Annotated in this window: 25 protein-coding genes; 16 read left to right on the top strand and 9 right to left on the bottom strand. The window is 48.6% G+C overall.

What is annotated here, in order from left to right:
- Positions 1-30 precede the first annotated feature (30 nt).
- Positions 31-843, top strand: a complete 813-nt coding sequence (locus BM200_RS01510) for a divergent polysaccharide deacetylase family protein (RefSeq protein WP_091180538.1) — start codon at positions 31-33, stop codon at positions 841-843.
- Here BM200_RS01510 and BM200_RS01515 read toward each other — a convergent pair.
- Positions 808-1509: an N-acetylmuramoyl-L-alanine amidase family protein gene (locus BM200_RS01515; protein ID WP_425434532.1), complete on the bottom strand. Its 702-nt coding sequence runs from the start codon at positions 1507-1509 to the stop codon at positions 808-810. The genes BM200_RS01510 and BM200_RS01515 overlap by 36 nt on opposite strands.
- Before the next feature lie 154 nt (positions 1510-1663).
- Here BM200_RS01515 and BM200_RS01520 point away from each other — a divergent pair, with 154 nt between their 5' ends.
- A complete protein-coding gene (locus BM200_RS01520; protein ID WP_091180544.1) occupies positions 1664-1852 on the top strand; it encodes a YqzE family protein in 189 nt (62 codons plus the stop codon).
- Here BM200_RS01520 and BM200_RS01525 read toward each other — a convergent pair.
- The 3 genes from BM200_RS01525 to BM200_RS01535 all read right to left on the bottom strand — a co-directional run bounded on the left by BM200_RS01525 (position 1849) and on the right by BM200_RS01535 (position 5638).
- Positions 1849-2742 carry a hypothetical protein gene (locus tag BM200_RS01525; RefSeq protein WP_091180545.1) on the bottom strand — a complete coding sequence of 298 codons (894 nt, stop codon included), beginning with the start codon at positions 2740-2742 and terminating at the stop codon, positions 1849-1851. The two genes, BM200_RS01520 and BM200_RS01525, sit on opposite strands and share 4 nt — an antisense overlap.
- A 152-nt stretch (positions 2743-2894) precedes the next feature.
- Positions 2895-3827, bottom strand: a complete 933-nt coding sequence (locus tag BM200_RS01530; RefSeq protein WP_091180547.1) for a YqhG family protein — start codon at positions 3825-3827, stop codon at positions 2895-2897.
- Positions 3824-5638 (bottom strand): DEAD/DEAH box helicase, encoded by a 1815-nt coding sequence (locus BM200_RS01535; RefSeq protein ID WP_175532785.1) that lies wholly within the window; start codon positions 5636-5638, stop codon positions 3824-3826. Before BM200_RS01535 ends, BM200_RS01530 begins: the two co-directional genes overlap by 4 nt.
- Before the next feature lie 321 nt (positions 5639-5959).
- Between BM200_RS01535 and BM200_RS01540 the strand changes: the two genes are divergently transcribed.
- The 5 genes from BM200_RS01540 (at position 5960) to BM200_RS01560 (ending at position 12608) form a co-directional block, all read left to right on the top strand.
- Positions 5960-8551 (top strand): adenosylcobalamin-dependent ribonucleoside-diphosphate reductase, encoded by a 2592-nt coding sequence (locus BM200_RS01540; protein ID WP_091180550.1) that lies wholly within the window; start codon positions 5960-5962, stop codon positions 8549-8551.
- 266 nt (positions 8552-8817) lie between these two features.
- Positions 8818-9225, top strand: coding sequence for a tunicamycin resistance protein (locus BM200_RS01545; RefSeq protein ID WP_091180552.1), 408 nt, complete (start codon positions 8818-8820; stop codon positions 9223-9225).
- 424 nt (positions 9226-9649) lie between these two features.
- Positions 9650-11713 (top strand): hypothetical protein, encoded by a 2064-nt coding sequence (locus BM200_RS01550; RefSeq protein ID WP_091180555.1) that lies wholly within the window; start codon positions 9650-9652, stop codon positions 11711-11713.
- An 83-nt stretch (positions 11714-11796) separates the two neighbouring features.
- Complete coding sequence (locus BM200_RS01555; protein ID WP_245772853.1) at positions 11797-11982, top strand: hypothetical protein; 186 nt, start codon at positions 11797-11799, stop codon at positions 11980-11982.
- A gap of 242 nt (positions 11983-12224) precedes the next feature.
- Complete coding sequence (locus BM200_RS01560) at positions 12225-12608, top strand: DUF4267 domain-containing protein (RefSeq protein WP_175532701.1); 384 nt, start codon at positions 12225-12227, stop codon at positions 12606-12608.
- 438 nt (positions 12609-13046) lie between these two features.
- Here the strand turns inward: BM200_RS01560 and BM200_RS01570 are convergent, their stop codons facing one another.
- Positions 13047-13610 (bottom strand): helix-turn-helix domain-containing protein, encoded by a 564-nt coding sequence (locus tag BM200_RS01570; protein ID WP_091180559.1) that lies wholly within the window; start codon positions 13608-13610, stop codon positions 13047-13049.
- Between the two features lie 178 nt (positions 13611-13788).
- Here BM200_RS01570 and BM200_RS01575 point away from each other — a divergent pair, with 178 nt between their 5' ends.
- The 3 genes from BM200_RS01575 to BM200_RS01585 are packed head-to-tail and all read left to right on the top strand — an operon-like array spanning position 13789 to position 15918.
- The gene (locus tag BM200_RS01575) at positions 13789-14784 is read left to right on the top strand and encodes a Gfo/Idh/MocA family protein (RefSeq protein ID WP_091180561.1); all 996 of its coding nucleotides are present in this window, start codon (positions 13789-13791) and stop codon (positions 14782-14784) included.
- Complete coding sequence (locus BM200_RS01580) at positions 14781-15542, top strand: sugar phosphate isomerase/epimerase family protein (RefSeq protein WP_091180564.1); 762 nt, start codon at positions 14781-14783, stop codon at positions 15540-15542. The genes BM200_RS01575 and BM200_RS01580 overlap by 4 nt, the downstream gene beginning before the upstream one ends.
- A 13-nt stretch (positions 15543-15555) precedes the next feature.
- Positions 15556-15918, top strand: coding sequence for a cupin domain-containing protein (locus BM200_RS01585; protein WP_091180566.1), 363 nt, complete (start codon positions 15556-15558; stop codon positions 15916-15918).
- Between the two features lie 77 nt (positions 15919-15995).
- Here BM200_RS01585 and BM200_RS01590 read toward each other — a convergent pair whose 3' ends face one another.
- Positions 15996-16895 (bottom strand): LysR family transcriptional regulator, encoded by a 900-nt coding sequence (locus BM200_RS01590; RefSeq protein WP_091180568.1) that lies wholly within the window; start codon positions 16893-16895, stop codon positions 15996-15998.
- A 105-nt stretch (positions 16896-17000) separates the two neighbouring features.
- Between BM200_RS01590 and BM200_RS01595 the strand changes: the two genes are divergently transcribed.
- From BM200_RS01595 to BM200_RS01615, 5 genes are all read left to right on the top strand, one after another.
- A complete protein-coding gene (locus BM200_RS01595; RefSeq protein ID WP_091180571.1) occupies positions 17001-17927 on the top strand; it encodes a DMT family transporter in 927 nt (308 codons plus the stop codon).
- A gap of 292 nt (positions 17928-18219) precedes the next feature.
- Complete coding sequence (locus BM200_RS01600) at positions 18220-18510, top strand: DUF3817 domain-containing protein (RefSeq protein ID WP_091180574.1); 291 nt, start codon at positions 18220-18222, stop codon at positions 18508-18510.
- Positions 18511-18674: 164 nt separating this feature from the next.
- A complete protein-coding gene (locus BM200_RS01605) occupies positions 18675-19157 on the top strand; it encodes a DUF2975 domain-containing protein (RefSeq protein WP_091180576.1) in 483 nt (160 codons plus the stop codon).
- Between the two features lie 36 nt (positions 19158-19193).
- The gene (locus BM200_RS01610; protein ID WP_091180578.1) at positions 19194-20126 is read left to right on the top strand and encodes an ABC transporter ATP-binding protein; all 933 of its coding nucleotides are present in this window, start codon (positions 19194-19196) and stop codon (positions 20124-20126) included.
- Positions 20119-21057, top strand: a complete 939-nt coding sequence (locus BM200_RS01615; RefSeq protein ID WP_091180580.1) for an ABC transporter permease — start codon at positions 20119-20121, stop codon at positions 21055-21057. Before BM200_RS01610 ends, BM200_RS01615 begins: the two co-directional genes overlap by 8 nt.
- A gap of 60 nt (positions 21058-21117) precedes the next feature.
- Here BM200_RS01615 and BM200_RS01620 read toward each other — a convergent pair whose 3' ends face one another.
- From BM200_RS01620 to BM200_RS01630, 3 genes are read right to left on the bottom strand one after another with little or no spacing between them, the layout of a single operon-like run.
- The gene (locus tag BM200_RS01620) at positions 21118-21963 is read right to left on the bottom strand and encodes an ABC transporter permease (protein WP_175532702.1); all 846 of its coding nucleotides are present in this window, start codon (positions 21961-21963) and stop codon (positions 21118-21120) included.
- A complete protein-coding gene (locus BM200_RS01625; RefSeq protein WP_091180582.1) occupies positions 21947-22750 on the bottom strand; it encodes an ABC transporter permease in 804 nt (267 codons plus the stop codon). The genes BM200_RS01620 and BM200_RS01625 overlap by 17 nt, the downstream gene beginning before the upstream one ends.
- Positions 22747-23745 carry an ABC transporter ATP-binding protein gene (locus BM200_RS01630; protein WP_091180585.1) on the bottom strand — a complete coding sequence of 333 codons (999 nt, stop codon included), beginning with the start codon at positions 23743-23745 and terminating at the stop codon, positions 22747-22749. The genes BM200_RS01625 and BM200_RS01630 overlap by 4 nt, the downstream gene beginning before the upstream one ends.
- A 312-nt stretch (positions 23746-24057) precedes the next feature.
- On the opposite strand from BM200_RS01630, the gene BM200_RS01635 reads away from it, so the two are divergent.
- A complete protein-coding gene (locus tag BM200_RS01635; RefSeq protein ID WP_091180588.1) occupies positions 24058-24966 on the top strand; it encodes an EamA family transporter in 909 nt (302 codons plus the stop codon).
- Positions 24967-25052 lie beyond the last annotated feature (86 nt).

Consider the following 25052-nt stretch of genomic DNA (forward strand, 5'->3'; position numbering starts at 1 on the left):
GAAGGGGATAATGAAGAAAGGGTGTAGGTCATGTTTAAACCTTGCAGGACAGCTGCCATTTGGATGATTGCACTTCTGTTCATGCTGCCCGTCGGTTCAAGGCACGCAATGGCTGCTGAAGAAGGGCAATCCATAAGGCAATTTGCTATCGTTATTGATGATTTCGGCAATGGGATGGACGGGACGGAAGAGATGCTGCATTTACCTGTCAAATTCACGGTTGCCATTATGCCGTTTATGCCAACGACCAAAAAGGATGCAGAGGAAGCGCATCGCCTTGGCCATGACGTTATCGTACATATGCCCATGGAGCCGAATAAAGGTCTCAAGAAATGGCTGGGGCCGGGAGCTATTACGGCAGATCTTAGCGATGCCGAAATTCGGAAACGGGTAGAAGAGGCTATCGATAATGTCCCGTATGCGGTTGGCATGAATAATCACATGGGCTCCAAAATAACAGCTGATGAGCGAATCATGCGTATCGTGCTTGCTGTATGCAAGGAACGGGGATTGTTTTTCCTCGACAGCCGTACGACGTTCAAGACGGTTGTTCCAAAAGTAACGCAGGAGCTTGGCGTACCGGCTTTGGCCAACGATGTATTTCTCGACGATGTGTACACGGAGCAGCATGTCGCCAAACAAATTATGATTGCGAAAAAGCATCTGGAATCTCATGAGTCCTGCATTGTTATCGGGCATGTTGGCCCTCCCGGCAAAAAAACGGCAGCCGTCCTCAATGCATCGATTCCTGCGATGCAATCGGACGGCCATGTACAGTTCGTCAAACTGACAAATCTGGTTCCATCGTTATCGGGTGATCCATTTATATTGCCGAATCCCTGAAGCGATTGCCTTTGCGATACGGAGCTGTTCACGGGGATTGGTGAGCATCATCCGGTCGCCATCATGGCTGATAAATCCCATTTCAACGATGACAGCAGGCTGATCAACTTTGCGAAGCAGATAGAAGGGCTTGCCTTCTCTCGGGTAAAAGGCTGTCTCCTGCTGTCTGTTTAACGTATCCTGAATACAAAAGGCGAGAAGTGCACTTTCTCCGGAAGATTGATGAAGAACAAGAGGACCATGCTTGGAACGATCTTTTGTCCAGTTCACATGAAGACTAACCAGCATCGTCGTTTCGATCTCATCCGTTAATTGGCGGCGCTGCGACAAATCACGTTTGTGACGTGATCGGCTAATATGCCATCTATTGTCATCGCTTAACGCATAATCGCCAGTGCGGTTTAACACTGCCGGAATGCCTTGGCTGTTGAGAAGCAGATACAGCTTCTGGGCAATGGCCAGGTTAATGTCCTTTTCCAAGGTTGGACCGGCTGTAGCCCCTCCATCAATCCCTCCATGCCCGGCATCGATTAAGACAACCGCCGAGGGCATAGTCCAGCTGTCCTCCGGGGCATGCGCGAGCTGTTTATGTTCCGGTACTGCAGCTGACAGCTGCGATGCTAATCCAAACAAGCCAAACCATACAAGGACGGCGATCCGCAATATTTTTAACAACTTGAATTCCTCCTTCATTATGCCAAGACGCCGTATGAAGCAGCTACCGATAGCGTGGCTTAATAAAGGAAAACTCATGCATGTTTACGATATGGACATTCCGGGCAAACTTCTAATAACAAATTAACCGAAGAGGTGATCGAACGTGGCAAATGGACATGATCTGATTAAGTATATGACCGTGGAATTTGTGAACTACATCGAGACGCCGAGGGATGAACGGAAGCAAGCGAAGGCGTCAGCCAAGGCTGCAAAAGAGCACTGGCTGACGCGCTGGTTCGGCTGGGGGCCGACTAGTGTATTGTTGTGGTGGAAGGGACGTTCGGAACGTTAACGGTAAAAGTAACCGAGCTCGGCAAGAAGCTTAAGGGGGATGTACCTTGTGCTGCTGCCGAGCTCGTCTGTTTCCAGCGATGCATAGACGGTACCGTCATTTCCCCAGCTATGATAGCCGGTTACGGACCACACATACAGCATCTCCTTATCATAACGCTCGGCTGTATAACGGAGTGGTTCTTTGGAGCTTAATGCTTTCAGAACAATGCTCGTATTGTCCGCTGATGCCTGAATCGGTTTTTGTATAAGCCACGGCATTTTACTGTATGGATCAAAGGAACGACTTCGCACGGCTCTCGTAATAACGGAATCACCTTCTAATGCGTAACGGGCTGCAAGGCCGTCTTCTGCTTTGGCGGTCTTCTCCCAGCTTGCTTGCTCGAGAGGCAGCCATTCTCCGCTCATGCCGTCTACATAAGTATCTTCTTCGGATCCGTTTATATTCCAAACAGCTAATAACGGATGGATATATAATGCTTTGTTGGACTCGGATAAGGAAGAGACAAGTTCAAGCTGCACTAGAGACTGATGCAGCGTAGACAGATTGAATAAGTAATCCCCCGTACCATATTCCCCAAGTGCAAATCCGCCATTTTCCTTCGCTTGAATAATCAGATAGCCGACTGTTTGATCATTATTCTTCACAATGGCAATCCAGCTATGGGTGCCGGGGCCAAGCGGGGACACGGTAAATTCAGCCTGATTCCATGCTTTGAATTCCGGCAGCTTCGCAAGCTCGTCTACCCAGCCGCGGACCGCGGAATGAAGCTCATTGCCCTGTGATATTGAGGAGGGAGGTAGTGGTTCTGCTTGAAGGGTTGGAACAGCGACAAGGAATGTTGATACTACTAATGCGGCTATTGCCGCTTGTCGAATCCAGTTTTTCATCGGGCACACCCTTTCCTTGGTTATGCATCTGTTTCTGACCTTTTTCCATTATATTGGACAAGCCCGCAGAAGGCTGTTGGAACCTGTCGCGGGCATGGTTTGTTCTGTTGTTCTTTTTTTGGCGTATTGCTGCGAATGCCGTCTGATTGTCTCTATTCAATGCCTTCAAGGTGGAAAATACCGCAGTTAATGGCGGAAGCCGTCACCCGCGGTTCGTACTGCCACTTGATCTCCGTCTGCCGCTGATTGAACTGTTCTTCGATCGCAGTCTTCGATTCTTCCTCAGCATGCTTAATCATGGGATCATAGTAATTCCGGATTCTCTCCAGTTCTTCTTCCAGCCTGGCTGCAGCATCGACGGCCCAGGTATAATCATAATTTTTCAGCTTGCGTTCAAGAGAAGTCTCAACGATGCCTAATGCTTTGGTGAAGGATAAGCCGTTCCTTGTCACATGAACATTAGAAGGCAGACGAGGTGTCAGCCTCAGATTTTTCAGACGGTCATAGAAGTTCTCGACTACCAGACCCGTTGCCAGGGAGACGCCGTAGCTGTGAATCTCTTCCCGTTTCCGGTCGCAGGCAAATTCCACCCGCATATTAACACCTAACCATGCGGTATACGGTGTCGATTGGAAGGGAGTGCTTGAGCGCCGTTCAGGCTCCTGAAAAAGGTTCACGTAGCTGCCCGATGATTTGGCCGCTCCAAACAGCTGCTCCAGCTTACGGGAGCCGAAGTACAAATCTTCTCTTGGCGTACGGACAGCGTTCGCCAGATTATTATTAACGAACCCGAAGGAGCGGTTAAGTGCGGCATCCACGGCATTGGTTGCCTGAGCAGGCGCCGGTGCCGGGGAAGCTAGACTTTCCTCGTATTTCTCCTTGTCCGTAACAAGCAGATAAGTCATCGTCTCTGGCTCAGAACCCGTGCGGTCAACAAAGCTCCAGTAGAACGGGCGGTTCGTGAGCTCCCTGTCGGCAGCAGGAGAGAGCTTGACGGTGAAATGGGCAGGCGACTTTTCGATAATGGAGCACTGCGTCGCTTCAAGGAAGCGCTGCACGTACTTATGAACCTGCTTTGAATTCAAGGTCTCACCTCGACTTTCTGGCCGAGCGCCGTCATCTGCGCAAGAATCGTTGGTCCTTGCGGCGTCTCCGGTGAATCCGTTTCTTCACGGAGCTTGGTGATGGTTGACCCCAGATGGTTCAGCTTCTCTTCCAGATTAGCGGTGTCTCCTCCGGATTCAAGAAGCAATCGGGCGAGCTGCTGCTCAATAGAGCCGGCGTTCGATTCGAATCGTTCCAGTATATGATCGAGTTCTCCGATAACGAGCTCGAACAGATTGATTTTCTCATGGAGCAGATTTACGATATGCTCCTCAATCGTCCCGAGCGTACATAGATTATAGATCTTTACATCTTCCTTCTGCCCAAGCCGATGGACACGGCCGATCCGCTGTTCAACGCGCATCGGGTTCCATGGCAGGTCGAAGTTGATCATATTGGAGCAGAACTGCAGATTGATTCCTTCGCCGCCGGCCTCCGTCGCGATGAGCACCTGTGCGCGACCGCGGAACAGATCCATCATCCAATCCTTCTTGCCGCGGTTCATGCCGCCCCGGTAAGGCACGGCCAGAATATTATGCGAGCGGAAGAACTGCAGCAAATATTCCTGAGACGCCCGGTACTCGGTGAAGATGATCACTTTATCATTGATCTGCTGGATGAGCTCCATAACTTTCTCGGCTTTTGTATTTGCCTTAATTTGTTTAATAAACTCAACCAGCTCCCAGATTTTCGGGCGGATCGGAGAATCCTCGGCGGTTTTCTTGAACAGATTAACCAGCGTAATAAAGACGGCATCCCGGCTGCTGCACACCTCGCGCTGCAGCGTAACGAGCGGGAGCATGCTCATCATATCGACGCCGTCTTCTATATAGCGGTCTCTCACGAATGCGGTTACGGCATCGTAGAGAGCTTTCTCCTCCGGAGACAGCTCAAGAGGGATATTTTTCACGACGCGTTTCGTGAACGAAATGCCGCCATCGCCCCGCCTATTGCGGATCATGACGGTGGACAGCGCATCCTGAAGCTGATCCTCGTTCTTAGGCATACGTTTGTCGACAACGAAATTGGCAGCGAATTCGCTTTGACCGCCGAGCTGGCCGGGCTTGAGCAAAGTAATGAGATTGTACAGCTCATCCAGATCGTTCTGAATAGGCGTAGCAGTAAGAAGAAGACAATATTTTTTGCGGAGCTGCAGCGCAAATTGGTAGTTTGTTGTCTTTTTGTTTTTCAGCTTATGCGCTTCATCAATGATGATCATGTCATAATCCTGGTTAAGGATGATGTCACGGTGCGGATCACGCTTTGCTGTATCAATGGAGGCCACCACTACGTCATATTGCCAGGTATGCTCTTTCTTCTGTGCAACGGCCGAGATGCCAAACTTCGAATTCAGCTCTCTCACCCACTGCAAGACGAGGGAAGCAGGGACTAGAATGAGCGCCCGCCGGACAAGGCCGCGCACCATATATTCTTTGATCACGAGGCCGGCTTCAATGGTTTTGCCGAGACCTACTTCATCGGCAAGTATCGCGCGTCCGCCCATTTCATGCACGACTTTGCGCGCGGTATCGATCTGATGCGGCATCGGTTCGAAGGAAGGGAGCGTGCGCAGACATTGCAGCTGTTCAAAGCTGTCGATCCGTTTGGCCTGTTCGGCTTCCATAGACAGCTGATAGAGCGTCCAATCATCCCAAGGTCCATTTTTGGCCATTCGGCTTTGCAGCTCTTCGAACCAGGTTCGGTCGCATTGCAGGTCCACGAGGGGATGCAGCTTGCGTCTGACGATAGAAGCTTCCGCGGAGGCGGAATTCACATTCGCCTGGTTATTCATAGTAAAGGTCACGATCGGGCAGCTCCTTTCTCAAAATATAAGGAATGATAAGAATCCCTATATTGGGCTTAGAGATATTGTCACTAGTATGGCCTTTTTCATTGAATCTTAATAAATAATGAGCAAAATTAGCGAAAGGACAAGCAATAGAAAGAGAATAGGCGATGTAAGCGCAGAATAGCGGCGAAATAGGTAAAAACTGCTGTGGAGACCGATATGTAGTATAGTATAATAATCAGTACACACAATATATGGTGCCCGACACATACGATAACAGGTGTGGCTGCAAGATGAGGGGACATGGGAGGAAGGACCAATCGGATGGTAATGACGCGGAAATTGGAAGGTCTTAGCGAAAAAATATTTTTGGACCGTTATGCTTGGAAAAATGCCGATACGAGGAATACGGCAGTAGGGGACGTCGTTCTGGTCCTGACGAAGGATGATCCGAAATTCCCGGCCAAAGAGGTTGGGGAAGTGATCGGGCGGAGCGGCGACGAAGTCACCGTGAAGGTGAGAAGCGGGGATACCGTAACAACCAGCGTGGAGAAACTCACGCTTACAATAGAGAAGACGCCAGAGGAAATGTGGGATCGCCTCGCCGGCGCAATGGCAGGAGCCGAGCAAGGCAAAGAGAAGCAGCAGATTTGGACGGAGCGCTTCCGTTACATTTTGGATGATTGGAAGCTGGTTCCGGGCGGTCGAATTGCCGCTGGTGCTGGTGCGAGCGAAGAATTGACTTTGTTTAACTGCTACGTCATTCCCTCGCCTAAAGACAGCCGGGGCGGCATTATGACGACGTTATCGGAAATGACCGAAATTATGGCCCGCGGAGGCGGGGTAGGCATTAACTTATCCTCGCTTCGTCCACGCCGCGCCATTGTAGCAGGCGTCAACGGTTCTTCGAGCGGTGCAGTGTCCTGGGGAGGCCTGTTCAGCTATACTACCGGCTTAATCGAGCAGGGCGGCAGCCGCAGAGGCGCTCTTATGCTTATGATTAACGACTGGCATCCGGACGTGCTCGACTTCATTACGGTGAAGCAAACGATGGGTCAAGTAACCAATGCGAACCTGTCGGTGTGCGTAAGCAATGCTTTTATGAAAGCCGTGAAGGAAGATTTGGAGTGGGAGCTTGTGTTCCCGGATACGAAGGAAACGGACTATGACGAGCTGTGGACCGGCGATCTGGATGCGTGGAAGAAGCTTGGCAAGAGGGTTATTCATTATAAAACGGTTCGCGCGCGCGAAGTATGGCACACGATTATTGAATCGGCATGGAAATCGGCAGAGCCGGGAGTAGTCTTCATGGAATACTATAACCAGATGTCGAACAGCTGGTATTTCAACCCGATCATCTGTACAAATCCATGCGGCGAGCAAGGGCTGCCGGGCTGGGGCGTCTGCAACCTGTCGGCTATCAATCTGTCCAAATTCTATGATGAAGGCAAGCATGACGTCGATTGGGAAGAGCTGGCGAAGGTAACCGGGTGGTCGGTACGTTTCCTCGATAATGTTATAGATACAACCCCTTATCACTTTGAAGAAAATGAGAAGAATCAGAAGAGAGAGCGCCGTGTCGGACTTGGCACGATGGGTCTGGCTGAGCTGATGATCAAGCTTGGCATTCGTTACGGCAGCCCGGAATCGCTTCTGTTCCTCGATAAAATATATGGATTTATGGCACGTGAAGCTTATCTGGCCTCTTCCGAAATCGCTGCCGAGAAAGGTTCTTTTGAAGCATTTGATGCGGAGAAATTCCTGCAAAGCGGCTTTATGAAGAATTTGGTCTCGGAGTTCCCTGAAGTAGGCGAAGCGGTACTGGCAAAAGGCATTCGCAACGTGACCATTATTACGCAGGCTCCTACAGGCAGCACGGGTACGATGGTAGGCACTTCGACAGGTATCGAGCCATACTTCGCCTTTGAATACTTCCGCCAAAGCCGTCTAGGCTTCGACAAGCAGCTGGTGCCTATCGCGCAAGCCTGGAAGGATGCTCATCCGGGTGAAGAGCTGCCGGATTACTTCGTAACGGCGATGGATTTGTCGGCAAAGGATCATATCAGGGCCCAAGCCGCGATTCAGCGTTGGGTAGACAGCTCGATCTCGAAGACGGCCAATTGTCCTAGCGACTTTACGGTCGAAGAAACAAAAGAGCTGTATGAGCTTGCCTTTGATCTTGGCTGTAAAGGCGTAACGATCTATCGTGACGGCAGCCGAGATGTACAGGTGTTGTCGACGAAGAAGGAAGAAAAGTCGGATTCGGCTGCCGGCGAGGCGGCTGCAACGGCGGAAGCGGTGAAAGAGGAAGATAAGCTCGAGACACTTAACGCTGCTCTGAATGCGAAAGTATCGCCTCAGGCGGAGCAGGACTTCGACAAGCAATACAAACGCCGTCCGCAAATTCTTCGCGGGGCAACATATAAAGTAAACACGCCATTCGGCATGGCCTATATTACGATTAATGATCTGAACGGTATTCCGGGCGAGATCTTCCTGAACGTAGGCAAAGCAGGCTCTGACGTCTTTGCGATGGCGGAAGCACTGGGCCGTGTATGCTCCTTGTTCCTCCGCTACGGCGACCATGGCAACAAAGTGAAGCTTCTGATCAAGCATCTCAAGGGCATTGGCGGTACGGGCGCCATTGGCTTTGGTGCTAACCGGGTTGAATCGATCGCCGACGCGGTAGCAAAGGCGCTTGAGATTCATATCGAGAGCACCAACGAGCAAGCGGCTGCTTATGAGCCGGTGAAAGCTGCTCCAACAGTTATTGCCGAAGCACCGGGAGTAGATGATTCACATAAGCACGGTGAGGTAACCTCGCGTGATCTTTGCCCATCCTGCGGATCGGCTTCTCTCATCAATGTTGAAGGCTGTAAACAGTGCAGCAACTGTGGGTATAGCAAGTGTAACTAACCAGTGAGAAATGGAAGAAGACGTGTTAAAGATTTAACTAAACGGAGCGATTAACATTCGCTTCGTTTTTTTGTTTGATTCGTAAGCTAATTAAATCCTGTCTTAGATAAAAAAGGTGGAAAAGGCCGTGCACATGTGTAGAATCCAAATTAGGTGTCACAGGCAAAGTACTGGTCGAATTGGAGCGTAAGTATAAGACATAGGAGTGATCACATGATCATTAGGATAATGGGGCATTCGGCTCAGGTAAAACTTCTGCGGCCCAGATGCTGCAGCCATTAGTTGCAAATAGCATGATATTCGACTCTGAAGAAATTGGACTCATGCTTAGAAAGGTAATACCGGAGGAAGTAAGACACAGCCATGAACAAACGGACGATTTTCAAGATATTGAACTTTGGAAAATATTTACTGTAACAGTGGCGGGAGAAGTGAAAAAGAAGTATCAGAAACACTTAATTGTGCCTATGACTCTTTATCAGGAGGAGAACTTCAATTACAATTACAATGGATTTAAAGTATTGGATAAACAGCTTTATCATTTTTGTTTAATAGCATCTGAGGATACCATTCATAACAGATTAATCAAGCGTGGTGACGGAGCAGGAGGATGGTCATTCCAGCGGACTGTTAAATGCGTCGAAGCTTTTAAGAAGGATATTATTCAAGAGTAAATAGTGACGGATCACCTAAAGACATCTGAAATTGTAGACATTATTTTAAAGAGAATAAATGCCGGTTGACGAAGTGAACCAGCAGGGATGAGACTTTAATGAATTTAAAAAATGATGATTGTTTTCCGCACGTAACGGCTTGCCGAACGTGGTTTTTGGCATGTCGTTTGATGAGGAGTGCCATACCTTAATGTCGATTCTTGTCACTCGCTCTTGCATCCGAATAGTCCCTCTACCAGGACGTTGTAGTCCCTATAAAATGGTTCTTCCATATAGGGGCATCTCCCTATGTACGCTCCCCAATCGGACAGGCATAATAGTCTTGCATGAGCAAAAGGAAAAGATTACCTGATTTTCCGGGGCTTCTTTTGCGGCTTTTATAGGCAGGATTAGGCTCCGAACGACAAGGAGGAGAAATGGAGAAATGGTAAATTCGAACACTAGAATCAGTCACGGGAGGCTCGCGGCAGCGGCGATAGCCGTCCTGATGCTTCTGAGTATTGTCGGCTTTCAAGTCCAGCCGGCACACGCTGCTTCGGTACCGCGAATTACAGTAGAGTGGCCGTCTGCTAATTCCTATGTGCCCGATAGCTTGTTTGTCCGTGTTACAGTCAATTCCGAAGTGCCTATCGTCGAGACCAAAGCGACTGCGGGCAGTTTGCCAGCGGTCAGCTTAAAGAAACAAAGCGACTCCTGCACAATGTTTTGCGAGTACACCGGGGACATTGATATTTCCTCGCTCCCTTGGGGGGATTTCAACTTAACGTTTGTTGCGGTTGACGTGGATGACATCTCCAGCGTTCCGGTCGTCATAACGCTTAAACACAACAAAATACCGTCAATACACCCTGATGCTCCGCTGCCTTTCGAAGTCGCTGACCCTAACCTGGCGGTTAACATTTCTTGCACCGACGATAACCCTGATTCGGAATGCAGCAATTTGAAGTTCAGCATCAACGGAAGGCTGTTGGCATCCGGCACGAACGCCATTGCGGAGACCATCTCTGCGGAGGAGTGGCTGGGCCAAGCAGTTGCCGTGCAGCTCAGTGCCTCTGACGCCACTGGTTTGACCAATAACCAGTCTTATCCGATTTATGTCGAGGACATTTCGAAGCTAACGACCGTCTCAAAGGAAGCGGGACTTGTCCTTGACTCGGACGCCTCGCGTACGCTGGTATGGAATGCCTACGACCACCGTCTGCGCATTCACCACCGGGATACGAACAAAATGGAAACGCTGCCGCTGCTCGTACCGGAGCAGACGCAGCTTAACGTTCGACTCATCCCCGGCGGCGCAATGGGCGGCGCGTTCGATGCAACAGGCTTCAACTTGCCCGATGGCTATTATCGGAAAGGACTCGACCCGCTCGGTAACTATTCGCGATTCGTATGGAAGAACGGCCAACTGCACTCCTTAGCCGTTGATGATATTCTCGTGAAAGGAAATTGGGCAGCCTACCATGCGCAGGGAGGTGGGCTTCGCGAACTGATGCTGGAGGATTTGGTGTCAGGAGAAGTGATCCCCGTAGGCTTAACCGATCGGTTCAATTATGCGCTGGATGAGCAAGGCAAACTCGTGTTCTCGCGAGAAGGCAAGCTGTTCCGATTCGCGGACGGTAATGTTGAGCAAATTACGCCTAATGACGGATTCGCCTACCATTCACCGGTCATGGACGGAGACGTGCTGCTCTATGTACGGCATGACCGTTCAACCAACAGCTCGGTGCTCATCGTCGAGCGAAATGGCTCTGCTTCGGAACTTGCTGGAGCATCTACCGTGCAGGGGGATTATCTGACGTCAGGCGGATGGATTGCTTATACATTGTATACGGAGGCCGGGCAGAAGCAGCTTTGGCTGCGTCCGCCTTCAGGGGAGGATGTACGACTCACACCGACCAGCACCGCCAACAGCCATTTCGTTGCGCTCTCGACTGCAGGCGAAGCCGCTTATACCTACGACGGCGGCATTTGGCTGAGCCGTCTACAAGAGGATGGCAGGCAGCCATCCGAGCGAATTGTCACGGATAAAGCGAAGATGCATTGGAAGGACGGGTGGCAGGTCTATCTTGGTACCGCATGGTACGAGGTGACGGGCACGGATCCAGGCACGGACCCTGGAACGGATCCAGGGACAGATCCGGGGACAGATCCAGGAACGGACCCTGGTACGGATCCAGGAACAGATCCGGGGACAGATCCAGGAACAGACCCTGGTACGGATCCTGAACCAACGGCTGACCTCGATGGCAATGGCGAGATCAATTGGCTGGATGCTATTGAATTCTTGCGCACCTTTGGAACGAAACACGGGCAGCTCCATTTTGATCCAAGGGCCGATTTCGATTCGGACGGCATCATATGGGAGCAGGATCTGATCGCATTCGTGAAAGCGGGACATTTTGGCGGCAGATTGAATGCAGTCTTGAAAAAAGCAGCAGCCGAAATCGCAAGTGAAATCGACGAGACCTCGAGAATTCCTCGCAAGTAGTGTTAAATGGTCCAATAAGACAGGATCCGGTAACTCAACTTTTATGATACTATTAAGGCAAAACTGATTATCGGAGTGAAGTCATGAAGAATGAACAATGTGACCTGATACAAACAAACGGTATTATGGAAAAGAACACGGAAATCATTGATGGCTATACGATAAAATACCACGCAACAGGAAAAACGATTTGGTCCAAGGGGAAAATGACGGATGAAATGCCGGACGGCTATTGGGAATGGTATGGTATCGTATCGATGGAACAATAAAGCGTTCCGGGTATTTTGACAAGGGCGAGCCTGTTGGCGAATGGATCACCTATAACAGTGAAGGAATGAAACACAAAACCACCACTCGTAAAAGATAAAATACTGGTCGCTTCATTGCTGATGAAAGCAGCAAAAGATCTACAAACGAAATAGCGTTGCAGGATTGATCAAATGATCACTCACTGCAACGCTATTTTTAATTAAATCATTCTATTATTTACTGTGAGGAGCTGCCTTGTTTCGTGCTGGAGCGGAAGCTTGTTCTTTATCATCTTCTGTATCTAAACGATTTAGGTGTAAGAGGTTTTGTCCAGCCAGAAGCTGCAATCCGAGATTTTGGTTTACCACTTCACGACACCGCGAATAAATATCTTGTTTACATCAAAGCAGATCGAGACCTTTTTATTGGTATCTTTCTATTGGTTCTGATGATACTTCGTATGCGAAAAGCATTACTTGTTGTGATGTTAACTTCCATTCTTATGCCTACAATTGATGCAATATTGGTTATTACGAATGCTGAAGATAAAACACCTTCTTTGATCCATATTGTTACTGCGTTATATGGAATTGTTGTTGGATGTATGTTATATCGAGAAGAACAGCGAGCTTTGGCGTCACTATGAATCAGATAAACGAATCCAAGGGTTTAGTTCCAACACATTAAAGACATATGCCTTACAGCTAAAAATGCTGGTTAGAGAACTAGGAGATTTAGAAATTTCCGAAGTAACCTTAACTCTACTAAAAGAATCCTTGCTAAGCAGTCCGTCCGATTGAAACCATATATATCGTCTAACCCTTCATTAAAACTTCGTGACATTTCGATATGGATATTAAATAAACTCATGATAAAAGCCCGCCTGAAGGCGGGCTTTTATTGTGTACAGACAATAACCAATTTTGACATTTGATTATACGGTAATGATACAAATTGACATTAGATAATGCAGCGGGTGACATTTTGTACATACAAAAAGCCCTTTTTTAGGGCTGAATTGATGACATTTTATGTTACAGCGGACATCGTGTGTGTTATTAAACGCGAGGGGAGCTCTATTCCTTTAATCTTTTTCCAGCTTCCCGGTATCTTCCGTAAAGATCGCCAGGTATTTGACTTGCTCGGAGATCGGGATGACGAGATGCTCTTCCAGGGAGTTAAAGTACATGCCGTCTCCCGCGTTCATGACATACTCCGTACTTCCGACCTTATACTTCATTTGACCGGATAAAACATAAATAAATTCCTGCCCTTCATGGGAGAAAACGTGACTTTTCACTTCACCGCGTTCCGCTACGAACAAATAAGGCTGCATCATTTTATCTCTTCTGCCTGATGCGAAGGCAAAGAAAGAATAACCTTTATCCGTTCTGATCCATTTATCGGGATCCTCATAATCGGATGCATGTATGTAGACCGTCCCATTGCTAGGCGACGGTTCCAGCAGGTCCGATACTTTTACGCCAAGCGCGGAGGCAATTTTCATCAGGGTAGCAACAGCGGGCATCGTGCTGCCGTTTTCGATTTTGGAGAGCATGCTTTTCGTAAAGCCGCAGGCTGCGGATACTTCGTCTTGCGTTCGCTTCTGTTCTTTGCGGATTAATCGGATTCTTTTGCCCAATTCCATCTGTATCCCTCGCGTTATCCAGTTTACTTCGTAATACAACTTTACCGATACTTTCGATAAAACACCAGCCATTTCAACGAAAAATATAGATTGCCGGATGGAAAGGAATGGCTTATAATCAAATTGTTATTCAACCATGTTGAATGAAAATTAAATATGTTGAATGGGGTGGAGTGCGTTGAAGAAATTTAAAGTCGGCCTAGTTGGGGCGGGCGGGGTCTCTGAATTGCACCTGGAAGGCTACAAAGCAAACCCGGCACGTGTGGCCATTACGGCAATCTGTGATCCGAATGAAGAAGTTCTTCATTCCCGCGCAGATAAGTATGGAATCGAACAGCGATTTACGGATTTGAACGATTTTATTCAAAACAGCGGTGTTGATGCTGTGGTCGTGTGTACACCTACCTCCATTCGAAAGCAGGTTGTTATTCCTCTATTAGAAGCGGAAATTCCACTATTGGTGGAAAAACCGTTCTCCGATACATTAAGTGATGCGGCTGCCATTACTGAGAAAGCAAAGCAGCTTAACGTTCCCGTGGCCGTAAATCAGAACTTTAGACGCCATTATCCATTTGAGATCGTCAAAAATATCGTTGCACAGCAAACGATCGGCAAAGTGACCATGATTATATTTAACGAAATGTTCTTCCGTCAGGATTCGGGATGGCGGCTCAATCAGGAACGGCATGCCTTATCCGTAATGGGAATCCATTGGTTTGACGGATTCAGGCAGATTTTAGGCTGTGAAGCAGAATCGGTAGCATGCATAATGAATTCCTCGGATGCAATCAACTGCAAAGGGGAGACGGATGCCACTGTTCAGCTGAGATTTGCAAACGGTTCCATTGTAACCTATACGCAAAGCTTCTCGTCGAGGATTAGCCGGACCGAGATGATTGTAATCGGCGAAAAAGGAACGGTGAAATGTAATCATAACCGGGTTGAGCTATTCCTCGCAGGTGACCAGCAGCCTTCTTGCACATGGGATAACCATTATTCCCGTGAGCAAAACAGCCTCGATAATCTCGAACAGCTGCTAACATGGGTAGAAACGGGAACGATTGCAAGCAACAGCGCGGAAGATAATTTGAGAACGGTGGCTTTACTCGACGCTGCCTACCGGTCAGCAGCTGAATCGCAAATCATCAGGCTTAACAGTGGAATTAAGATATGAGGTTAAAATATGCTTTTTCAAGGCCCACATCATCCGAAGAAGAGCGTAATCGGCTTTTTAACGAATATGTGAAGGTTGGTTATGACGGACTGCAGTTGAAAGCGGGGCAATACGCGCCTTATCTGGATGAACCGGAGCTCTTTGTAGAGGAGTGGGGTCATAGAGAAGGAATAGGCGCTGCTCTTATTGCCGGCGGGAATGTGGATGAGAAGGGGATTAGCCAGCTGAGGGGGCTGTTCCAATTCGGTCAGAAGATCGGGACGGAACGGATAGTATTCTGCCACGGTGTGTCACGCAGCCAGACGACAATTGAAGATATTCGAACATTTGCACAGCAGTTGTCCGAGATTGGCAAAGAAGCGCAGCAATATGGTTTAAAGCTTTCGCTTCATCATCATTATGATCAGCCCGTGATGCATCGGGAGGATTTCGATATCTTCTTCGACCGTGTACAGCCCGGAAGCGTGGGATTAACGATCGATACCGCACATTTGGTTAAATCAGGAATTTTTGATGCGGCAGAATTGATCAGAACTTACGCATCTGTCATCGACAACTATCATATGAAAGACTTTGCAGCAGGAGATTGGCAAATACTCGGCCGGGGAGAGATCGATTTCGGACCGATTTTCCATGCCATTCTGGATACCGGTTACCGCGGCTGGATCTCGGCGGATGAGGAAAGCGGCGGGGAGATCGTAGAAGGACTAACCGAGTGCATGAGCTTCTTGCAGCAAGGTTTGCAATCTATTAAATAAAGGGAGAACAGCTATGGCGACAATTTCGGATTTGCGCAAGGAAGAAAGCGGCCGCATCCTTCCGATGGATTGGGGCAAAATCCATTGGTTATGCGGTCAAGACATTGATCCGGAGGCCGAAATGACCTTTGGAATGGTTTATATTGAAGCTGGTCAATCAAACGGAAGACATATTCATCCCAACTGCGAGGAGCTTATCTTCGTATTATCCGGTGAATGCGACCATACTCTTGGAGACGAAGTATTCCATCTGGAGCCAGGCATGATGCTGAGAATACCGCGGGGTGTTCCGCATAATGCTACGGTAACAAGCTGGGAGCCTTGCCGCATGATCATTGCGTACTCCGCTCCCGACCGGCAGACGATTGGTGAATAGTCTCACGGCTGAACATTGAAGACAGGCCTGGGTCCCTTTGGACTCAGGCCTGTCTATTTTTGCCAAGTTGGGAGATCTTATATGCTAATCAAGTGATCACGCTCAGCTTGGAAGGGGAACAATTTCTGGGCGGTCTCGATAAAGGTTTTGACTGCAATGGTGCAGTCCTCCACGGGACCGGAGGCGATGTGAATATCCCGGTAGGCTGCGGGTGAGATGCGCTTCAGTATGATACCAGGAGGAAGGTCCAAGAGGGACAGCTCGGACATGACGGCTAAGCCTTCACCTGCAAGAATCATTTGAAGGGCGGTTCTGTAGTTGTAAAGAATGTATTTGATATTGGGTTCCTCCCCGACGCTTTCGAACCACTTCAGGACAGGAGGCTCATAACCGGCTTTGCAGATCAGCATGGATTCCTCGCGCAAATCCTCAGGGCTAATCACGCTCTTCGCATTCAATGGGTGATCCTCTCTCATAACCGCATAAATGGCTTCCCGGTAAAGTGGGTATGAATGAGTGGTTTTATCAGAAGGGATAAGCAGGCCAACATCGATTTCCCGGTTATCCAGCCAGTTCTGCACATCTGCAATGGTACCTTCCACGATGCTGAATTCCAGCTTTGGGTATTGCTGTTTGATATGGCTGATCAGCTTCGGAACAAAATAAGACGCAGCAACCGGGAAAGCGCCGATCCGGACGCTGCCGGTCTCCATTCCTTTTTCGCTGGCGATTTCCTGGTCGATCTTATCGTACCCTTGCAGAATTTCCCGGAAAATCCGAACAATTCGCTCTCCAACTGGCGTGAGGGCAACGCCAAGACGCCGGTCCCTAATAAGCAGCGTTACCCCAAGCTCGCGCTCAAGCGTGGTGACCGCACGACTGACGGCAGGCTGTGTCATATTCATTTTTTCCCCGGCAGTCGTAAAGCTCCGGGTTTCCGAGATCGTGACGATCAACTGAAGAAGTGATTTGTTCATATCAAATTCGGTATCTCCTTCATTACTTATATTCATTTTATTTATGATAAGGTTTATTGTAACATGATTATAGAACAAGAGAAAGAGCGGGAGAGGTGACTGGATATGAAAACAAAAGCATGGCTTTTTCTAGTATTGGCAAACCTGTTCTGGGCAGGAAATTTGATCTTCGGAAAATCGGTAACGTCCGAGTTCCCGCCGATCTGGGCATCCTTTCTGCGTTGGGCGATTGCAGCCGTAGTCTTAATTCCGATGGCGCAGCTGGTGGAGAAGCCAAATTGGCTGAAGGTGTGGAGAAGCAACTGGGGCTTATTGCTATTCTTTTCCCTGGTGGGCGTTGTGTTCTATACGCTTCTGACCTATACAGCACTTCAACATACCTCTTCGACAAACGGCAGCCTGATTAACAGCTTGACTCCGGCGATTATGATCATCTTGTCGCTGATCTTCCTGAAGGACAAAATATCGGCATGGCAGGGAACAGGACTGGTATTATCTTTCGTGGGTGTACTGACGGTATTGACGAAGGGACATCTGCTAGGGGTTTTTAGCACGCCATACAATCAAGGAGATGGCATTTTGCTGATAGCGGTATTCTTGTGGGCGATCTATTCGATTATCAGCAAAAGGGCGCAGCATCTGCCTCCGATTACGTTCGTTGCGTTTACGGCATTTATTGGCGTCATTTGCTTTGTTCCGCTGCTGTTTATCCAGCCTTTGCAGCCGGAGCGTATTACCGCATTCGGCATTACCGGCGTTATGTATCTTGGTTTATTCCCATCCATCGGTTCCTTCCTGTTCTGGAACCAGGGGGTTAAGATGCTTGGACCGGGCAAAGCAAGCATCACGATGAATCTGATGCCGATCTTTACGGCGATCCTGTCCGTGATAACAGGTCAGGAGTTGCTGGTCTCCCAAGTCGTGGGCGGAGTAATCGTTATTGCGGGGATGCTGCTGTCGGCTAACCTGATGGCCCGCTCGGGCAGAGCCAGAACAAATCCGGTGGGCAAACAGCATACAGGTGTGGTTTAAAGGTTAGTGTAAATATTGAAGGGTAGTTTCCAAAGCGATGGCTTTAGGAACTACCCTTTACTTTGTATATTTGGTCATTGAATTGGCCATCTGGATGACGTACATGAAAATAACAAAACGACAGCGATGAATATTTTCAGCATTTACAACGACTCCTTATGCAAATGAATTCAATCAGATAGGTTTCTTCCCAATCGATAAGTTTATTCAGAGATTTTCAATGAATTAAGAAACGAAGTGCCGGCCCATTACGTAATAGACTCTAGTCAAAATACAGAAAGGAAGTGCAATAGTGAAACAATCCGTTCGGACTTGGTTCCGCTGGATCAGCTATTTGGAAGGGGCCTCGTTCCTTATCCTGCTTGGCATAGCAATGCCCTTGAAATATATGTTCGATAGTCCGGAGGCTGTTACCGTTACGGGCGGCATTCATGGTTTCTTATTTACAATCTATTTAATCGCTATTGTGGTCATGGCTATTCTATTCAGATGGAAAATCGTGCGCATCGCTGGCGCCGTTCTCGCTGCCTTCTTGCCGTTTGGTCCATTCGTATTGGAGCGCAGATTAAAAGCAGAAGGCTAGATTCCCTTACAAGGTCATCGCCGGTTAGTCCGGCCGATGGCCTTTTTTTATTCGCTTTTAAAAATATAACGACAAAAAAATGTTGCTTATTAATAATGATTTATTGCAAAACGATAAAACCCATGCTAATATCTAGTTGATTAGGAATATGGGAGGTGCTTTATATGAAACAAGGAACAACACTGTTCCTGAAAATAACGATTATCATGATTGGAATGCCGATTCTTGCTGTGTGTCTATTTGGATTGTCCAGATTTTCTCCTGATTCCCCCTATTGGGAGGGGCCAGAGCTGGCTGATCTGCAATATCCCATATTAATCGGCATGTATGCGGCTATGATCCCGTTTTTCTTTGCTTTGTATCAGGCTTTGATGCTATTAACCTATGTTGATAGGAACCAGGCCTTCTCGGAATTAGCGGTCAATGCTCTAAAGAAAATCAAATATGCCGCGATTACGATAAGTGTCTTGTTTGTTATAGAAATGCCATTCTTATATTCTCTAACAAAGGCGGATGATGCCCCGGGCATAGTAATTGGAATCATCATTATTTCTGCATCAATGGTGATTGCTGTCTTTGCTGCTGTCCTTCAGGGACTTTTGCAAGAAGCCATTACGATCAAATCGGAAAATGACTTAATCGTCTGAGCTGATTTAGCGATTTTACTATAAAGGAGACTATCTATGAGCAGCGAACCTATTATCAGTTTGCAAAATGTAACGAAGAGGATAGGGCGGAAAAACATTATCGACGATCTTACCTTTGAAGTTCCGCAAGGAGAAATCTTTGGTTTCCTTGGCCCTAACGGCGCCGGTAAAACGACCACAATTCGTATGATTGTGGGACTCATATCGATTACCAAAGGCCAGATCCTGATAAAGGGGAAAAATATTAAAACCGAATTCGAACAAGCCATTCGTCATGTAGGCGCCATTGTGGAAAACCCGGAAATGTACAAGTATTTAAGCGGGTATCATAATCTCGTTCATTATGCTCGCATGGTGCCGGGCGTGACCAAGGAACGGATTGACGAAGTGGTCTCTCTGGTGAAGCTTGAGAACAGTATTCATGACAAAGTCAGAAAATACTCGCTTGGTATGCGCCAACGTCTTGGTGTCGCGCAGGCCTTGCTGCATAGGCCGTCTCTTCTCATTCTGGATGAGCCTACGAATGGACTTGACCCAGAGGGGATTCGCGAGCTGCGTGATTACCTGCGGTATTTGACCCGCACGGAAGGCATTACCGTTGTTGTCTCCAGCCATCTGCTCTCTGAGATGGAACTGATGTGCGACCGGGTCGCCATTCTTCAGCGGGGCAAGCTGATTGACGTAAAGCCGATTCAGTATTTTACCGAGGGAAGCGATTCCTATCAAACGTATCAGATTGAAGCGCAGATGCCGGAACAAGCAATGGCAGCCATGCGGCAGATGGTTGGGATACAGGGACTTAAACTCTCTGAAGAGGGACTTATAGAGTTTACGACAGAAAGGGAGCTTATCCCGGATATATTGGAAAAGCTCATGAAAAACCATATTCGCATCTATGGCGTTCAAAGGGTTCGTCAATCTCTGGAAGATAAATTCCTGGAAATAACAGGAGGTGGACAGGTTGGTTAATCTGGTACTTAATGAAAATATGAAGATTTACCGCAGAGTTCGAACCTGGGTCTTGATTGGGCTCATGGCTGCTTTTGTCATATTGGGTAACTTCATCATGTGGCACGAAGGCAAGAGTGCCCAAGGCGAGGGCTGGCAGTCGGAATTGACGCAGGAAAGGGAACAATGGAGTAAGCAGCTGACGAAGCCCGATCTGGACGAAGAGCTCGAGGCGTTCTACAAGGAACGGATTGCCGTTATCAGCTATCAATTGGAGCACAATATTCACTCCACGCAAGGTACGATGTGGAATGGAATAAACGAATCTGCGAGTCTGGGGATATTGATCACTATTTTCACCATTATCATTGCTGGAGACATCCTGGCAGGTGAATTTTCAGCCGGAACGATCAAGCTGCTGCTCATTCGCCCGGCTAACCGGGTCAAGATCCTCCTGTCCAAGTATCTTGCCATGCTGCTGTTTAGTATGGTCTTGCTGCTTACTCTGTTTGTCGTCTCCGTCTTGCTGAATGGAATCTTATACGGCTTTAACTATATCGATTTGCCTTTGATCAGTTTGACCGATGGGCAAATTGTTGAAAAAAGCATGCTTCTTAATCTGTGGAAAACGTATCTGCTAAATGGTATATCGACAGTCATGTATGTCACCATCACGTTTATGATCTCTTCTGTTTTCCGCAGCAGCGCCATGTCTATCGGGTTTTCCATCGGGATTTTGTTTGCGGGTAATATTCTTTTGGAGGTGCTGCAGCGGTACGAGTGGAGCAAGTACCTGCTCTTCGCCAATACCGATCTGACCCAGTATTTGGAGGGCAGACCTTTTCAGGACGGAATGACGTTATCCTTCTCCATCGGAGTGCTTGTGGTCTACTTCCTGGTGTTTAATCTGATTTCCTGGCTTATGTTCACGCGAAGAGACGTGACGGCTTAAAATCCCTATACAGAAGAAAAGGCCATCAATCGGGCAAACCGATCTGATGGCCTTTTACTATCAGCGTCTTAATCCCATCATATTGCCTGATGTATATCTCCGTAAGCCTCTGTAGAAGAGCAGGATACCCCCTGCACATAAACCGGCTGCCATGCCCAACGCTCCGTACAGGAAAGGCAGATCGACCTCCCGCATAAGCGAGACAGGCATGCTGCTGATAAAGCCGGCCGGAATAACCGTGAACAAGACAAGGCGGCCAAAGCCTTTGAATATTGCGGTTGGATAAGTGGCAAAGACAAGCAGCGCATTAAACAGCTGAAAGCTTAATCCTTCCGTGTTGCCAAGCCAGAAGGAGAGACAGCCGGCAATGACGCAGAAGAAAATAAAAATCATTCCTGAGATAAGCAGAGCAGCCGTAAATTTAACGATCCCAACCGGGGAGACATCGCCAAATCCTATGAAGATGAAGATGGCAAACAGCAGATCGCCTATTGCGCTTACCGACATGCGGCTGATCAGCACGTTAAGCAGCACCGGCTTAGGCTGAGCCAGGTATACATCCAGCTGTCCGGTTGCAATAAGATTAGCCAGACGTGTTGCATTGCCGAAAAAGACAGTCATGATTCCGAATCCTCCCGAAGCGGCTGCCCACATCATCATGACGTCCTGGAGCGTCCAGCCATTGAGCACCGGAAATCGTTTGAAATACATTCCCCAGAATATGATCCACACAATGTTGTTTACAATCATGGAGCCAACCGTCAGGAGGAAGCTGAAGCGGAATTCCATCGCACCTGCCAGGTTAAGCCTCCAGCTCGCCGTTGTGAACCGGAGCAGGCGCCGAAATCTGCCTGGCTGGTCATGCTCGGATATACCGGTATACGAGTTGTCATCCTCCATTAACATTGAGCTTTCGCACCCCTTTCCGATAAACTAGCCAAACCATCAGTCCGATAATAACAACCCACAACCACTGTATAGCAAGCGCACTTGGGATCTCTTCAAGATGCATGCCAACGGCCGTACGGGCCGGAAAATAAACGACGGTCTGAAACGGCAGCCAGTGTCCAATCCGCTGCAGGCTCTCCGGAAACAGCTCCAACGGCATCAGCATTCCGCCTATCGTGAACAAAATTTTGTTATACACGAATTCAAGCCCGCGAGTTTCCTCCACCCAGAAAGCACTGAGAGCAACAAGCATGCCAAGCATAAAATTGACGGTGAATCCGCCAATCGCCATAATCGGAAGCCACGCGAGGCCAATACCGACAGGCAGAGGACCAACAAGCAGCAAGCCAATCACAGAGCCAAGCAGCAGGTTGATCACAAACCGGATGGCGACCTCGCTCATATACTCGGCATAATGAAAGGCCAGGAAGCTGACTGGGCGGATAAGCTTGAACGCCACATCGCCGCTTTTGACTTCCTCTTCAATCCGAGTGCTAAGACTTGGAGTCGCAAGAACCATGGATTCGGTAAATACGAGATACCACATCATCTGTTTAAAGGTGTAGCCATTAATCGTTGCGGTGCCTTCACCCGCAAAGGTCGTTTGCCATAACTGCATAAAAATATATAAGATGAGCAGCAGAAACACGGACCGTATAACAAAATCAACAACGTAGGCCAGTTGGCTGCGCAGCGTGATTTTACCGATAAACACATATTTCGCCGGCTTGGAGAGACTGATCACCTGACCGCCTCCTTTGTACGGAACGTCCCGTACATGCGAGTAATAATATCCTCCATCGGCGGATCCTGAACGTTCACATCGACGATGCGATGGCTGGCCATTAAGGCGGACAAAACCGATTCAATCGTTGTAAGTCCGGTATCGACGCTCAGCGTGAGCCTGCAGCCGCTCCGGCTCAGGACGGCAACGCCTTCTAGCACAAGATGACCCGGATCATCCTCCAGGACAAGCTGAACGGTCTTATGCGTCAGGAATTGCTGCTTCATGATTTCAACACGCCCGTCAAACACAAGTCCTCCATGATTAATGACGATCGCGCGGTCGCACAGCTTCTCGACATCGCCTGCATCATGAGAAGTGAGAAAGATCGTTGTGCCTTCCTCTCGGTTCATCTCCAGAATCAGCTCCCTGATCCGCTGTTTCACGACGGCATCCAGACCAATGGTTGGCTCATCGAGGAACAGCGCTTGAGGGCGATGGATGAGGGAAGCGGCAATTTCACAGCGCATCCGTTCTCCCAGGGAAAGCTTGCGTACAGGAGTATGCAAATAAGGTCCCAGCTCGAAACGTTCAATAAGATTGTCGCGGCGCTGCTTGTAATCCTCCCGGCGGAGCTCATAGATCCGGCTCATCAGCTCAAACGTATCTAGCGGCGGAAGATGGTACCACAGCTGGGACTTCTGCCCGAATACGGAGCCGATGCGGTAAGCGAGCCTTGATCGTTCCGTCCAAGGACAACAGCCCAACACTGTCGCCGTACCGGAGGAAGGATGGAGGATGCCGGTCAGCATTTTGATGGTGGTTGACTTACCGGCGCCGTTAGGTCCAAGAAAGGCGACTGTCTCACCCTGATCGACGGAGAAGGTAATGCCTTCTACAGCCGCCTTATCCGCATACTGTGGACGAAATAACGACTTCAGGCTGCCCGCCAGACCCTCCTGTTTCTTCTTCACTTGAAATATTTTCTCCAACTGCTCAACCTGAATGGACCTCACTTTACGCACCCCTTTGTTATTTATCCTGCAAAAGGGAAAAGACCTCCGGTCAGTCTCGCCCGATTCATGCAGGCGGAACTTTCCGAAGGTCTTTTATTCCTCACGGTGTAGCTTGGCGCCTAACGCGCAAGCCGGCTTCGCTTGGTTCGCCATCCTGACGGAGTCGGATCCCTAGAAGCCCTTCCGAAAAACGTTTTTCCACATATTAACATGATATGTTAGATGTGACAACAGCTTTTTTCTTCCGGCGAGCATTGCCACAATGCCTTTTCCTGACTAAGATTAGGAGGATGGGGAGGGGACCGTTACGTTATGTGGATTATATTTTCTGTACTCGCAGCCTTATGCTTTGGCTTGAGAGGAATTTTATATCATTATACGAGCCAACTTCCATTAAGCAGGACCGTGCTGCTGTGTGGCGTATTCTCCATGGGAGCGGTTATATGCGGGGTTGCGGCTGTACTATCCGGTCAGCCTTGGACGGCTTCGGCACTTGTCGGAATTCAGATGGGCGTATTCTCGTTTGTGGCAAATGCCAGCATGTTCAAGGGTTTTGCCGTAGGCAAAGCATCTCTTGTTGCGATTCTAACGGCGCTCCCGGCTGTGTTGGTTGTCATGGGGGCTTACGTCCTGTGGGGAGAAGCGCTTAAATATACCCAGCTGGCTGCCTTTGTTGTTATTGTGATGGGGATACTGCTTGTGCGATATTCGAATGATCTGTCGCTTAAAAACCTTCAAGGTGCCCAATGGGGCCTCTTGTCACTTGTTATGTTCGCCTGCAACGATTTGTCCGGCTCCTGGTCAACGAAGCTTGAGGCACCGCTGTTCCCGACATTGTTTTTTATGTTCACTTCAGGCTCTATTTGTTATGGCGTTTGGTGGCTGAAAGACCGCCTTTCCAGCAAAAGATTCGTCCTGGCCGCTGCTACCGCAGATGTGTCCGCTGCGGCTGAAGGAGCCGCAACAGCGAAAACCTGGAGCGAGCGACGGACATTCCTGACGGGAATGCTGGTTGGTACAACCAATGCGGCAGGTATGATGATGATCGTAACCGCCTTTGACTTGGGCAAAGCCGGGCTTGTGTCCGCCGTAACCGCCTTGAATGTTCTAATTGTTCTCCTCTATACCCGGTTTGTGGTAAAGGAGAGGTTCACGCGTCTTGAGGTGACCGGAATGGCATGCGCATTTGGAGGAATTCTCTTCCTGCGGTTAGTCGCTTAATGAAATAAAGAAAAAAAGATCGTGGTCAAGCGCCAACCAGGTTCGTGTTACAAGGAACCTGGTTGGCGCTTTTTTGCGCAGCGGGA

The sequence above is a fragment of the Paenibacillus catalpae genome, from assembly GCF_900112695.1.
Taxonomy (GTDB): domain Bacteria; phylum Bacillota; class Bacilli; order Paenibacillales; family Paenibacillaceae; genus Pristimantibacillus; species Pristimantibacillus catalpae.